General features: G+C 62.7%; 12 protein-coding genes. 7 read left to right on the top strand and 5 right to left on the bottom strand.

All coding sequences use genetic code 11. From position 1 onward, the window contains the following. Nucleotides 1-95: 95 nt before the first annotated feature. From VGV41_RS11325 to VGV41_RS11295, 7 genes are read left to right on the top strand one after another with little or no spacing between them, the layout of a single operon-like run. Complete coding sequence (locus tag VGV41_RS11325; RefSeq protein WP_326863942.1) at nt 96-827, top strand: GntR family transcriptional regulator; 732 nt, start codon at nt 96-98, stop codon at nt 825-827. Continuing rightward, entirely contained in the window at nt 824-1921 is a 1098-nt protein-coding gene (locus VGV41_RS11320; protein ID WP_326863941.1) for an Ldh family oxidoreductase, read from the top strand. The genes VGV41_RS11325 and VGV41_RS11320 overlap by 4 nt, the downstream gene beginning before the upstream one ends. After that, complete coding sequence (locus VGV41_RS11315; protein ID WP_326863940.1) at nt 1914-2309, top strand: RidA family protein; 396 nt, start codon at nt 1914-1916, stop codon at nt 2307-2309. Before VGV41_RS11320 ends, VGV41_RS11315 begins: the two co-directional genes overlap by 8 nt. A gap of 14 nt (nt 2310-2323) precedes the next feature. Further along, nucleotides 2324-2677, top strand: coding sequence for a hypothetical protein (locus tag VGV41_RS11310; protein ID WP_326863939.1), 354 nt, complete (start codon nt 2324-2326; stop codon nt 2675-2677). 25 nt (nt 2678-2702) lie between these two features. Beyond that, nucleotides 2703-3689, top strand: coding sequence for an amidohydrolase family protein (locus VGV41_RS11305; protein WP_326863938.1), 987 nt, complete (start codon nt 2703-2705; stop codon nt 3687-3689). Nucleotides 3690-3704: 15 nt separating this feature from the next. Then, on the top strand, nt 3705-4106 hold the full coding sequence (locus VGV41_RS11300) for a cupin domain-containing protein (protein WP_326863937.1): 402 nt from the start codon (nt 3705-3707) through the stop codon (nt 4104-4106). Between the two features lie 59 nt (nt 4107-4165). Continuing rightward, nucleotides 4166-5230, top strand: a complete 1065-nt coding sequence (locus tag VGV41_RS11295; RefSeq protein ID WP_326863936.1) for a tripartite tricarboxylate transporter substrate binding protein — start codon at nt 4166-4168, stop codon at nt 5228-5230. A 163-nt stretch (nt 5231-5393) separates the two neighbouring features. On the opposite strand, the gene VGV41_RS11290 is transcribed toward VGV41_RS11295, so the two are convergent. The 5 genes from VGV41_RS11290 to VGV41_RS11270 form a co-directional block, all read right to left on the bottom strand. After that, nucleotides 5394-6377, bottom strand: a complete 984-nt coding sequence (locus tag VGV41_RS11290) for an ABC transporter substrate-binding protein (protein WP_326863935.1) — start codon at nt 6375-6377, stop codon at nt 5394-5396. Nucleotides 6378-6388: 11 nt separating this feature from the next. Then, complete coding sequence (locus tag VGV41_RS11285; protein ID WP_326863934.1) at nt 6389-8764, bottom strand: xanthine dehydrogenase family protein molybdopterin-binding subunit; 2376 nt, start codon at nt 8762-8764, stop codon at nt 6389-6391. A gap of 116 nt (nt 8765-8880) precedes the next feature. Further along, nucleotides 8881-9912 carry a Bug family tripartite tricarboxylate transporter substrate binding protein gene (locus tag VGV41_RS11280; RefSeq protein ID WP_326863933.1) on the bottom strand — a complete coding sequence of 344 codons (1032 nt, stop codon included), beginning with the start codon at nt 9910-9912 and terminating at the stop codon, nt 8881-8883. 43 nt (nt 9913-9955) lie between these two features. Then, nucleotides 9956-11989, bottom strand: coding sequence for a tripartite tricarboxylate transporter permease (locus VGV41_RS11275; protein WP_326863932.1), 2034 nt, complete (start codon nt 11987-11989; stop codon nt 9956-9958). A gap of 683 nt (nt 11990-12672) precedes the next feature. Continuing rightward, a complete protein-coding gene (locus VGV41_RS11270) occupies nt 12673-14160 on the bottom strand; it encodes an amidase family protein (RefSeq protein ID WP_326863931.1) in 1488 nt (495 codons plus the stop codon). Nucleotides 14161-14206 lie beyond the last annotated feature (46 nt).

Below are 14206 nucleotides of genomic sequence, written 5' to 3'. Positions count from 1 at the left end.
AACAGATTTTCGAAAATCCGTTGATTGCCGTTTTCGTCTGTCGTATCTCCAGTCGTGCAGGAGCTGTCTCCATCGCGACCGCTTCAGGAGTTGCAATGCAACAAACACTCGCCAAGACCCCTTCCGGGCAGACGCTGAACGCTTCGGCGCTGTCGCAATTGCGCTCGGACATCATCGCCTGCCGCCTGATGCCAAACGAGCGTTTGCGCGTCGAGGCCCTGCGAGAGCGATACGGGATGGGGACAAGTCCGATCCGCGAAGCCTTGATGCGACTCGAGGCCGAAGGCTTGGTCGAGTTGGAGCAGAACAAGGGCTTCCGAGTCTCTGAGGTTTCGAACTCGAACCTGCTAGATTTGATGCGCACCCGCATAGAAATAGAGACAATCGCGCTGCGCTGGTCGATCGAGAAAGGCGGCGTCGAGTGGGAGGCCAATCTGCTGGGCGCGTTCCATCGCCTGTCGCGGCAGAGCAAAGTCGACCCAACCAAACCAGACGCTATCAGCGAGGCTTGGAGCCGTGAGCACGCCGATTTCCACGCAGCCTTGGTCGCCGCATGCGGCTCACCAACAATGATGGCGATCCGCGGACGACTATTCGAACAGGCGGACCGCTACGTCGCACTCTCGATCATGTCGAGCGGACCGCTGCGCGACGATGTCACAGAGCACAAGCAATTGATGCGCGCCGCACTCAATCGAGAGACGGAACGGGCGATTGAGCTTAATTGCGTTCACATCACGCGGACCTTGGACAAGGTCGCCATGTCGCTTGCTGCGGCTCAGGCCACCGGCGAGGCTCGCTCGACCGGCCGAAAGCGGTTGCGATGAGTGCACAGGGTCGCACAACTGCGAGCTCCGTTGCCGCAAACGAGCTCATTGACTTCGTCTCCCGCCTGTTCGTCGCGGCTGGCTTGCCCGACCACGCTGCGTCCGAGGTTGCCGGCGGTCTCGTCGAGGCGGATCTCGACGGGCTGTCGTCGCATGGTGTGATGCTCGCCGATATGTACATCGACCGACTGCGTAAGGGCTCCGTCTTGCGCAACACAAGCGCGGCCGTTGTCTCGGAGCGCAACGGGGCCGTGGTCCTCGATGCAGGCCACGCGCTCGGGCACCTCACCGGGCGTCAAGCAATGACGATCGCGGTGGAGAAGGCCAATCAATTCGCCACGGGAATCGTGACGGTGCGACATGGCTTTCACTTCGGAACGGCCGGACGCTACGCGAGGCAGGCGGCGCAGGCTGGCTGCATCGGAATCGCCATGTGCAATACGCGGCCTCTGATGCCTGCTCCGGGCGGGGCCGAGCGCGTGGTGGGCAATAACCCGCTGGCGATCGCGCTGCCGACGGCGGGAGAAATTCCGGTGGTGCTTGACATGGCCACCAGCGAGGCGGCCATGGGCAAGATCCGCATGGCCGAAAAGGCCAAAGAAGCAATCCCGCTGAACTGGGCCGTAACGGTGAACGGCGAGCCCACGACCAACCCAACCGAGGCCATTGCCGGGATGCTACTGCCGGCCAGCGGCGCCAAGGGTTTTGGCCTATCGTTCATGATCGATCTTATGTGCGGCCTGCTCTCCCATGGCGCCTTCGGCCCCCAGGTACAACCGCTCTATGGCGACTTCGCCGTGCCATACGACTGCTCGCATCTCTTCATCGCCGTCGATGTCGCGCATTTCTGCGATGTCGGTTGGTTCCGCCAGCAAGTGGCTGCCGCGGCAGAGCGCATACGGAACGGCAAACGTGCGGCCGGGGTCGAGCACCTCTTCATACCTGGCGAGCCGGAGTGGCGGCGACACCAAGCCGCCAAGGGCAAGGTCAAGCTCGATTCTGCTGTCTCGATAATGCTGACCCGTCTCGCCAATGAGCTCGGGGTGCCGAACAATCCCCTACGGAACACGACCAAGGAAGGGCCTCATGCCTAAGGTGCAAATCAAGAGTCCGAAGCTGCGCCAGCCAAATGGCGTATTTTCACATGCGACGGCAATCGAAGCCACCGGCCGGTTCGTCTTCATCTCCGGAATGACCGCGCGGCGACCGGATGGCAGCATCGCGGGCATCGGCGATATCACCGAACAAACCCGTCAGGTTTGCGAGAATGTGAAGGCGGCGATCGAGGCAGCCGGTGGCACAATGGAGGATATCTGCCGGGTCGATGTCTATGTGCGCAACATGGAGCACTTTGAGGCAATCCACAAAGTACGCGCGCAATATTTTAAGGAGCCATTGCCGGCATCGACCATGGTCGAGATCAATAAGATGACGTCACCTGACTACCTGATCGAGATCAACGCGATCGCCGTTATTCCTTAGGCCGGAGCCCTGCCATGGACGATAAATACGGGTTAAAGGCCGCTACCGATCGCGGCATCAAGCTTCGCGCCATCGGCGACAGTATCCTGCTTGAGAACGAATTTGTTCGAATGTGGGAGGTAAAGCTGGAGCCTGGCGAAACGCTTGGGTTTCACATTCACTACCATCCCTATCTCGTCATCTCGCTGAGCGGCGGGTCCAATGAAATTGAGACGATCTCCGGCCGCAAGATGGCCACTGAAGAGCCGGCCGGTACTTACGTGTTTATCAATGATATGCGCGAAGTACACCAACTGACCAATAGGTCGAATGTCACCTACTTGTCCCGGCTGGTCGAGATGAAATCGGTCACTTGGGCCGCGACATGAATGTAATTGTGTGAGGCGGACGAGGATGCAGAAAGCAGCCGCATTGGGAGGGTGGGACGTCCACACTCACGTCATCCCTCTGGCGATCATCGCCGCGGCCGAGAAGGGCCGGTTCGGCATGAAGACGGCCTCGAAGACGCTGCATATCTGTTCGCATGGCGTGCCGCTGCATCCGCTGGCCAACATCAATGCGCTGGTGGACCGCGTCGAGCGCGACGGGCTGGACGGCGCCGTGGTGTCGGTGCCCCCACCGCTGTTTCGTCCCGATCTCTCATCCGCGGATCGCCTAAGCTACACGCATCTCGTCAACGACAGCCTTCTCGCCGCCTGCCATACGCATACGCCGCTGCGCCCATTCGCCTATCTGCCTGTCGAAGAGCCCGAGCTCGCGGCCAGAATTGCGGCCAACCTCGACGGCCAGTGGGCCGGCGCCGTGGCCGGCACCGAGCTCGGACCGCTGTCTTATGCCTCCGAGCAATACGATTCGTTGTGGCAGACGTTAAGCGACAAAAAGCTGCCGCTCTTTATTCATCCTGGCTCGTCACCAGACCCGCGGCTTGATCCGTTTTACCTGACTAACCTCCTGGGTAATCCAGTCGAAACCACGATTGCCGCAGCCAATCTCGTCTTTGCCGGCGTGATGCACCGCTTCCCCGACCTCAAAATCATCCTGGCGCATGGCGGCGGCTGTATCGCCGCTCTGTGCGGGCGCTGGCAACTGGGCGCGACGACGAACCGACCCGGCATTCCACCGCTCCCGCTTGAGCCGCGCGACGCAATTCGACGCTTTTTTGTCGACAGCATTGTCCATTCGCCTGCGTTTCTTGCTGCGGTCATCGAAATCGTCGGCGACGACCGCATTCTGCTCGGCAGCGACTGGCCCTTCCCGATGGGAGCAGCATCGGCCGACCACGACCTCGGCCACCTCACCCGCGAGCAGACATTCAAAATTCGTAAGACCAATGCCGAGCACGTGTTCGGCGCACGTCTTGTATCCTGGACGCAACAGTAAAACAGCGAGACTTTCATGACACAGCTTCCCGAAGGCGCCCCCGATCTGCAGGAAATTCTGATCCAGTCAGAAGGCATGCCATGGCGGGCAAAATCGCTCGAAGGCGTGCACGAGAAGATGCTATGGCGCAACGACGACACCGGCGCCTCGATAGCGCTCATCAGGTTCGACAAAGGCTCCGGCATCCCTGCCCCGCACTATCACGCCTCAAACCAATTCATGTTCTGCCTGCAAGGAAAATATGAATACACATCAACTGGCGTCACGCTCACGCCCGGCAGCTTCTACTGCAATCCCAAAGGGCACGTGCATGGCCCGGCCATCGCCCGCGAGGACACCGTGGTCGTCGAGATCTATGACGGCCCGCACTATCCGCACAAGCCCGACTGGTACACCGACGAACGCGATGCCCACTAAGATATCAGAGGGGCTTCAGACATCAGCCGATAAGGTAATGTGAGAACGGAGATGAGAGGATGAGCGATGATCGACACTCTTCGCGGTTCTGCCCTGGTAGCGGAGCCGTCGACATCGATGTTGCCATCGGCCGACGCGCATTTCTCGGTGGCTTGGCCGCCCTCGGCCTTGGCGCGCCTCTTGGAGGAGGTCCCGCCAACGCCCAAGCGTCGATTCAAGCCAGCGGTTTTCCTTCGCGAACCGTAGCAATCGTCTCGCCGTATCAGGCCGGAGGTACCAGCGACATCATAGCCCGTATTCTCGCGCAGAAGCTTCATGAGCGCTGGGATAAGCCTGTCATTGTCGAGAACAAGCCGGGCGCCAATGGCGGCATCGGTGTAAACGCGGTGACCAGCTCGACGCCTGATGGCCATACTCTCCTGGCTGTGGCATCGAGCGCGCTTACAATTAACCCTCTATTCTACCCAAAACTGTCCTACGACGTCTCACGCGATCTTGCACCGATTACGCGTACCGGAGTGGTCGCAAATGTGCTTGTCGTCAACCAATCGCTTCCTGTGGCCGACGTAACCTCCTTGATTGCTCTCGCGAAGTCCAAACCCGGGCGCCTTTCGTACGCCTCCCAAGGCGTGGGCTCCAACGGGCAGATGACCGGAGAACTTTTCAAGCAGCGCGCTCGGGTCGACATTCTGCATGTGCCCTATAAGGGCAGCGCGCCCGCCGTTCAGGACCTGCTGTCGGCGCAGGTGCAGATCATGTTCGACAACCTGCCCTCGGTCCTCCAGTTTATCCGATCGGGCAAGCTCCGCGCGCTTGCCGTCACTACATCACAGCGTGCGCCGCAGTTGCCCGATGTTCCAACGCTCGCGGAGTCTGGACTGCCAGGCTTCGATACCAGCGCCTGGTTCGCCCTCCTTGCGCCGAGCGCAACGCCCGCGCCAATCCGCGCCGGGCTCGAACGCGCCGCAATCGACGCGCTGACCGCGCCCGACATCCGCGAGCGTCTTCGCACCGCCGGGGTTGAGGTCGCCGCCGATGGCGCCGCCATGCTTCAGAAGCGTATGACCGACGAAACCGTGATGTGGCGCGAGGTCGTCGCAAAGGCCGGGATCGCTATCAAGTAGGTTCAACATCGAGTACTTCGCCCAGCCGTGCTGGGCCGACACGTCACGGACGAGCTTACTCATATCGAGATGGATGAGCTCTTCGGGACATTCTCGCTGGTAGCGGCCCGCGGGCGAGGGTGAGCTTGCCGTTAGCCTGGATGAACCTCCTCAGACACCACATTTAGGCGCGGAAATGGCCGCGTTTGCGGCCTTCCGAGACGCTGAGGAACAGTTCGTCGAGCGGAATGCGGCGCTTGATCAGGCCTTGCTCGTGCGAATAGCCGACCACGGTCTCCAGGTTCTTGACGTTGAGCGGCGTCATCCCGTACTGCCACGGATCCTTGCCGAGCACTTCCTCCTGCTCCTCCCACGCGTTCTGGTACCAGGCCAGCGGCACAACGCGCGGATTGAACAGCCGCTTCATCGCGATCGCCTTCGCCTCCTCGAAGGCCTTGTAGAGGTTCGGCACGATCCATGGAAAGCGCTCGACCAGCTCGGCCTTGAATCCCATCGTGTGCATGATCGGGAAGATACCCGTCTTCTTGTAATAGGCGATCTCTTCCGCCTTGTAGTCGGGAAAGAGAAGGCCGACGCGCGGATCCTTGTCGAGGATCGGATCGATTATGTCCGGGTGCAGCAGCGCGTCGATCTCGCCTTCGGCCAGCATCGTCTCGATCGACTTGTCGTCCGCAATCTTGGTCAGCCGCAGGCCTTCCGGCGGCGTGAACTCGACATCCTCGTCAAGCTCGGAGAACCATTCAATCGATTTGTGCGGCACGCCGTACTCGTGCTCGAGCATGCCGCGCAGCCACAGGATGGCGCTCACCTGGTACGACTTCACGCCGACGCGACGGCCAATGAGATCGGTCGGCTTGGTGATGCCCTTCGTGGTGTTGATGAAGATGAAGCCGTGACGAAAGCGGCGATGCAGAAACACCGGGATGGAACGAAAGGGCATCCCACGGTCGCGCGACACGATATAGGACGAGATCGACACCTCGGCGACGTCGAATTGCTCCTGACGCAGGAAGCGCCAATGGCGCGTGGTCGAATCCATGTCGGTGAGGATGTTGAGGTCGATCCCCTCCGGCTGCACGGCGCCTTCCTTGAGGGCGCGCACGATTTCATAGTTGCCGCAGGCTAGCGTCAGGCTCAGTTTGCTCATTGGGTCACTTCCTAGATGTCGAAATCGGATTTCGCTAGCGTGCTTCGGATGACCTCGAACAACACGTCCGGCGTCATCGGCGTGCGCGAGATGCGGATAGCGAACGGGGAGAGCGCATCCTCGACGGCAGAGAGAATGGCGGCGGCGGCCGGGATCGTCCCGGCTTCGCCGACGCCCTTGGCGCCAAGCGGATTGATCGGCGACGGCGTCTCTTCGTAGAGACGCTCGATCTCCGGCACCACCGCCGCGGTCGGCAACAGGTAGTCGGCCAAGGTCGTCGTCAGCGGCTGCGCCGCCTCGTCATAGGCCATCAGCTCGTAGAGCGCGTTGCCGATGCCGTGCACGATACCGCCGACGACCTGGCCATCGACGATCATCGGATTGATGCGCCGCCCGGAATCGTGGAAGGCGACGTAACGTTCGATACGAACATGACACAGCGCGACATCGACCTCGACCTCGACGACGTGGCAGGCATTGGCGTAAGCCAGCGCATCGCTGCGCCAGTGCATGGCGGCGGAGAGGCCCGGCTCGAGATCGGCGGGAAAGCCGTAGCCCGGCGCGCCGCGCAGAATGCCGGCGAGCTCGCCGAGCGAGACGCTGTTGTTGCCGCCGCGCACGGAAACCCGCCCGTCGACAAGATCGAGCGCGGCCTCGTCTATATCCATGAGATGACTGGCAAGGCGCTTCGCTTTCGCCGAGACGGCCTTCGCTGCGAGATGCACCGACGAGCCCGCCGTCACGAGCTGCCTGCTGGCGAAGCCGCCCAGCCCTAGAGGCGAGGTCGCCGTGTCGCCCGCGACGACGTTGATCCGGTCAGGAGAAACGCCGAGCTCCTGCGCGGCGATCTGCGCCAGCGCGCTGGCAAGCCCCTGCCCCATCGCCACCGCGCCGGTGAAAATCGTCACCTGACCCGACGCGCTCACCTTGACCGTGCCGCTTTCGAACGGACCGCGGCCAGTGCCCTTCACCGCATTCGCAAGACCGATGCCGATGTAGCGCCCTTGCGCCAGCGCCGCGGCCTTGCGCGCGGGGAAGCCATCCCAGTCGGCTGCCGCGAGCGTCTTCGCCTGCGCTCCGACATAGTCGCCGCTATCGTAGACGATGCCGGTGCCAGAGCGCACCTTGAGCGGCTTTTCGTACGGCATCTTCTCGGGCGGGATGAGATTGCGTCGCCGCACCTCGGCGCGGTCGAGCCCGAGCCTGGTTGCCACGAGATCCAGCATCCGCTCCATGGCAAAGACAGCCTGCGGATAGCCGGCGCCACGCACCGACGAGACCGGCACCTTGTTGGTGTGCGCGACGACCACATCCATGGCATAGGCCGGCACGACGTAAGGGCCCGTCATTGCGGTCGCGGAATTGTAGGGAAGGTTCACCGGCTTCGGCGCATAGGCACCCTGGTCGTGCAGCAGACGCCCGCGAATGCCGAGTAGCCGCGCCTCGGCGTCGACCGCAACCTCCAGGCTCCAATATTGGTCGCGCTCCTGCACCGCGCTCAGGAAGCTTTCGCGTCGATCCTCGGTCCATTTCAGCGGCACGCCGAGTAGCCGCGCCGCCGCCGCGACCGCGATCTCTTCAGGATAGATGCAATACTTCGGGCCGAAGCCGCCGCCTACGTCCGGCGTGATCACGCGTAAGAGGCCGTCGTCGAGACCGAGCGCCTCCGCAAGCATATTGTGTAGATCGTTCGGCATCTGCGTCGATGACCAGACGCAGAGACTACCGTCGGCGGCGCGGGGCTCGACGAGGACGCCACGGCCTTCCATCGCCTGGCCGCAGCCGCGATGCTGCAGCAGTTCGTCGGCGAAGACGTGCGCTGCCCTGTCGAAGGCAGCGTCGACCTCCCCGTAGCCGACCTTCATCGTGTCGAGCACGTTCGACGAAAGTTCGCGGCGGGCGCAGGGGGAGCCGGGCAGAATCGCCGAACGCGCATCATGCACCGCTTCAAGCGCTTCGTACTCGACCTCGATGAGCGCGGCGGCGTCCTCGGCGCAATAGCGGCTCTCCGCGACCACCAGCGCGATTGGCTCGCCGACATAGGCCACCTCGTCGCGCGCCAGCACGAAGGGCGTGTTGGTGCCCTGCTTGCCCGCGCCCATCGCGCCGAGCGGCATGCGGGCGCTGCGCAGCATTGGCATCAGATCGGCAATCGTGAAGACAGCCTGTACGCCGGGAACGCCGGCGGCCGCGCGCGTCTCAACGGCGCGGAGGACCGCATGCGCCATGCCACTGCGCACCACAGCGACATGGCGCACGCCCGGCATGCGGATGTCGTCGAGATAGCGCCCTTTGCCGGTCAGCAGCGGCAGATCTTCGATCCGCGGCAAGGAGGCGCCGATCGGCCCGACATACGCGGCGGGTTCCTGGTCTTCGCTCACGGTCATGCGGCTACGTGTGACATGCCTACTTTTTTGCGCCTCGGCGCATGGACGGCGGCTCCCTTGCCATCGCCTGATGGAATTGCCGAAGAACGCCTTGTTCGCTGAAGTCCCGCGCGCGCTTAGTAGCCCAGCGCGCTGCGCGCCTCCTGCACCAGCGGCGCCGGTGTCGCGTACAACCTCTTAAGCAGATCGGCGAGTTGCTCGCCGCTCATCGGCGAAACGTCGAGATGCAATTTCTTGGCTTCGGCGAGGAAGTCGGGGTCCTTCATCGTCTCCATGAAGGCGGTCTGCAAGGCCTTGGCGCGATCGGCGGGCACACCCGGCGGCGCGACGAACGGCCGCGCCATCGCCTGCGGCGCCAGAGTGAGCTGAAGAATCTGCTTCTGCTCTTTTGATTTCGCGAGGTCGAGCATGAACGGCACCTTGGGCAAAGCCGGATCGGGCTCGAGCGCGCCTTGCACGAGGATATTGACGTCCTTGTTCTTCAGCCAGTCGGCGTGCTTGCTCGCCAGCGTGCTGTAGGAGATGCCGCACATGCCGTCGACTTCACCACGCTCCATCGCCAGTGAGATGTTCGAACTGCCGGGATAACCGGTCACCAATTTGACCTTGGCGCCCAGTGAATTCTTGATGAGCGTGGCGTAGACGTCCGGATCCGCACCCTTGCCCTCGCCGCCGGCCTTGTATTCGTTCTTGAAGAGATCCGGCCAACTCTTCACCGCCGAGGTCTTCCATGAAATGCAGGTGATCGTGTCCTTGGCGACGCTGCCGAGCCAGGTGAACTTGGCCGGGTCGAAGGTGGCGCCGGGCAGCTTGAACAGCGGCGACAGCGGCATGCCGCGCGAGAACATGCCGATCGCGGTGCCGTCCTTGGGCGCGACCGAATAGAGATATATCGCCGCGCGCAGCGATCCCGCTCCGGCCATATTCTGCGTGACAACGGTCGGCTCGCCGGGAATGTGCTTGCCGATGTACTTCGCCACAACCCGCGCATAAAGATCGTAACCCCCGCCCGGGCTGAACCCGACCACCATGTGCACGGTGTTGCCGTGATAGAAGGAAGCAACATCTTCGGCGCGGGCGGGCGTGCAGGGCAGCGCTGCGAGGCAGAAGACGGCGGCAACGGCGGCGATGGCGGCTAGTTTCGACATGATTCGGTTTCCTTCCAGTCGGGGGTCACTCGTCTGTCACGCTTCATCCAAATGCAAAATTCGGACCGTTGCCGGACATGAGGTCTCCCAACAGGGATGGCGGCCAGACGACCGCGAAGATGCGGTCAAAGACCAGCCACGACACTGCGGTGACCAGCACAGCTGAGATGATAGCGGTCTGCCAGCGCTGCCGGAATTCGAGCCGGCTGTGCAGGAGAATGAGCAGGAACAGCGCCGGCAGCAGGCCGATGCCGTAAGCGACGATCAGGAAGCAGACCATCCAGCCGAAGTGACGCAGGCTCGCCGCGAGCGGGACAGGCGCGGCCAACCTGCTGTCCATGCCATGCGCCGGCTCGTCATCTTCGCTCCTGACGAAAAACACCTCTATCGCGAGATTCAGCGTCGCAGCCACCAGCACCAGATAGACCGCGGTCGCCGGCACCAGCCGGGCCTGCCACGGCCATTCGCTCGCTTGCCAGAGGGCCGCCGCCGCAACGAACAGGATGAGAGCATTGAACGCAGCCGACGAGGTGAAGCGCGCACGGATGCCGTGATTGCGGCGAAACGTGCGCGCGATATCGACGACATTGTCGCGCATCGGCCGCGCAACGACCCATAGTGTCACGGCAAGGATGACCAGGACGCCGGGCCGCAGCAGCCAGTGCCAGCCATAGATCTCGGTCGAGATGAAGTAGTTGCGCTCGAACACCGACCCGAGCACGAAACCGAGCATCAGCGGCGGCCGCGGCCAGTGGAATTGCTTCATCACCCAGCCGACAGCGCCGAAAAAGACCAGCGAATAGAGATCGCCCCAGCTTTGCGACCCTTGGAAGGCACTGAGGAACATCAAGGCCAGGATGATCGGCACCAGCTTGCCGGCGGGCACCAGCGCGAGACGGGCGAAGGCTCCGCTCGCGGCGAGACAGATCGCGCCGCCGATCACGTGCGCGATCGTCAGACTCCACATGATGAGGAACGTGACGTCGAGGTGCTTGGTCAGCATGTCGGGACCGGGCACGAGGCCGTGCAGCAGGAACGCGCTGAGCAGGACCGCCATCGACACGCCCGACGGCACGCCGAAAGCGATGGTCGTGACCAGATGGCCGCCTTCCTTCGAATTGTTGGACGCCTCGGGCGCGATCACACCGCGAATGTCGCCCTCGCCGAACCTGCCGTTCTTCTCGCTGCGGACGGCGTGTCCGTAGGCGATCCAGTCGATGGAGGCGGCGCCGAGCCCCGGTACGGTGCCGAGCAGCGCGCCGAGCCAGCCGCAGCGCAGAACAAGCCACCAGTGGCGCAGCGCGTCGCGCGCGCCCTGCCACTGCGCCGCCACAGAGAAATCAAGGTTCTTCGGATTGCGCGCGATGCTGGTGCGCAGGATCGCCATCTCGGCGAGCTCCGGCATCGCGAAAAGCCCGAGCGTGAACGGGATGAGCGGCAAGTGGTCCCACAGATAGATGGTCCCGAAGGTCCAGCGCTCGTTGCCCGTCGGCGATCCCGAACCGATCATCGCAAGCATGATGCCGAGACCAGCGCCGGCGAATCCTTTGAGCGGCGCCCGCCCGCTGAGCACGGCAACCATCGACATGCCGAAGATGCTGAAGCTCAACAGCTCGGGCGAGCCGATATACAGAACGAACGGACGGATGAGCGGAATGACGGCGGCGAGCAGCAGCGCGCCGAGCACGCCACCGATCAGTGCGGCGGTATAGCCCGCCCCGAGGGCCCGACCGGCCTGCCCCTGCTTCGCCAGCGCGTGGCCGTCGATCACGGTCGCCGCCGCGCCGACGCTGCCGGGCACGCCGAACAGCACCGCCGGGATGAGATCGGAAATGGTCGTCACGGCCGCCATGCCGAGCAGCAGGGCGAACGCCGAATACGTGTCGAGCTTGTAAGTGAAGGGAATGAGCAAGGTCAGTCCGACCACGCCGCCCAAGCCGGGGATCACACCGAGGACCAGGCCCACCAGCACACCCGCGATCAGGATCGCGAGACGCACAGGATCGGCCAATGCAAGCAACGCTTCCAGTGCGGCATGCGCCATTGCCGACGATGTCCCCGCGGTCATGCCACTCATGGCACTTGTACCAATTTTAGGTCAGTAAATCACGCTCATCAGACAGGGTCAACTTCGAGGGAAACCGCAGCAGTCGAGCGCGATGCGCTGCTTGCTTTACGCGCCCGGTTTCTCCGACGCCCAGCGCGAGGTATATTTTTTTTGGGACAAGACGCCATATTTCGTCCTCGACCACCTCCATACTTGTGCTTTTTCAGGAATGTTTATGCACCGAGGCCGTCGTAGCACTCGTGCCCCCTTTTCCCGCAGGGCCGGAATTCGGGTTTTTGTCGGCAAGCGTCTTTAGGCTTCCAAAGCCGTTCAGACGCGATCCGAGCACCAGCGACGAGGGACTCGAATTTGGGCCAGACGATGCTCGGGCGAAGCTCTTTACTCCCGGCAAACGTCGCAAAGCCGCAATCGCTGCCCGCGATTATGTTCTCGCGGCCGACGGCTCGGGCGAAGCGCTCAATACGATGAGCCACGAGTTCCGGATGCTCCACTAGCACCGTGGTGTGCGAGATCACGCCCGAAATCAGCAGTATTCCGTCAGGCAGCTTTACGGTCTGCCACACCTGCCATCCAACTCGTGGGTGGGTTCGCTGCTTCGAATGAGAAGGCACCCGCATTGATCTGGAGAATTCAAGGCCACGATTTTTGTAGCTTTCTTGGCAGCGAACAACGATATGCGAAACACTCGCAAATTACGGTGTCGCGTTCGGGGGACGCCGATGGCGCGTCGCCTGTTCATAGGCGTAAGCAAGCCGGATCATCTTGCCGTCGTCGTAAGGCCTGCCGAGGAATGTGATGCCGGCCGGCAAGCTGTCGCGCGTAAAGCCGGCGGGAACGACGACCGAAGGGACGAACATCAGGAACGTATTGATATGGGACGCGCCCTTCTGGTTGACGAAGGGCGGCTTCAATCCGTCCTTGATCAAGGTCGGCTGGTGCTCGACAGCCTTGTGAACGATCGCGTCGAGCCGATTGTCCGCCATGACCTTCAGCATTCTGGTCATCAACGTATCGCGCGCGATCATATAGGCATGATGCCGCTCGGGCGTATCGTCATGCGCGATGCGCCGTTGCGATCCGGGCACCACCTGCTTGAACAGAGGGGAGCCGATCACATCCTGGCGTGTGCGGTAGGGGCTTCCGCCGCCCTTGAGATAGGTCTCGAACATCGCGTCGTCGTTTGCGGCATCCCGCGCGCGGAGCGCCAACAACGACCGCAGATCGGGAATGACAATCGGATCGACGATCTCGGCGCCCGCGGCGCGAAGCTCGTCGATGGCGCGGTTGAAAACCTCATCCACCTGCTTGAAATCGTCGGACTCCGGCTCCGTGTGGTAACCCATCGGCTCACGCAGGATGCCGAGTCGCGCGCCTTTGAGTGCTGTGGCATCGAGGCCCCTGGCGTAGCTTTCTTCGGTGTGACCGACGCCGTGCGCCGTCGCCGGATCAGCCGGGTCGTAGCCGACCATCACGTCGAGCAAGGCCGCGAGATCGCTCACCGTCCGCGCCATCGGCCCAACCGAACCGTTCATGGTCGGCCAGCCGCCATAAACTCCGGAGCGGCTCACCAGACCGATCGTCGGCCTCATGCCGGCAATGCCGTTCCAGATCGATGGCCGCCGGATCGAGGCGAAGCCCTCCTGCCCGAGCGCGACCGTACAAAAATTCGCCGATACAGCGGCGCCCGAGCCCCCCGACGAGCCGCCGGCCGTACGCTCGAGGTCGTACACGTTGCGCGTCGAGCCGAACAACGACCCATGCGTATCGCCGCCGCCCAGTTCTCCGAGCGTGACCTTTCCGAGGAAGATGACACCGGCCTCGCGCAGCTTCCTGACAACGAAGCCTTCGCGGCCCGGGTTGTAATCCTTGAACAGCACGGAGCCGAGCGTCGTCGGCATCCCGACGATGTCGATCTGATCCTTCGCCAGCATCGGAATGCCATGCAGCGGGCCGACAAAGCCCGATGCCCTGAACGTGGCATCGATGCGGTCGGCCTCCTCGAGTGCCTTGGCGTTGAGCGAGATCACGGCATTGATGGAGGGGCCCTTCTTGTCATAGGTTTCGATGCGCTCCAGATAGCCCTCGACCAACTGACGCGCCGTCAGCGCGCCGTTGTGGTAGGCCGCGTGGATACCCGCAATGGTCGCTTCCTTGATTTCGAATGTCGCGTTTCGGCCCATGACCCTTGTTCTCTCCAGCAAACCCGGCACCGCCGCATTCTCTACG

Source organism: Pseudolabrys sp., assembly GCF_035943735.1.
GTDB lineage: Bacteria > Pseudomonadota > Alphaproteobacteria > Rhizobiales > Xanthobacteraceae > Pseudolabrys.
The sequence above is the reverse complement of the archived record's forward strand: the minus strand, read 5'-3'. Positions and strand labels throughout refer to the sequence as shown.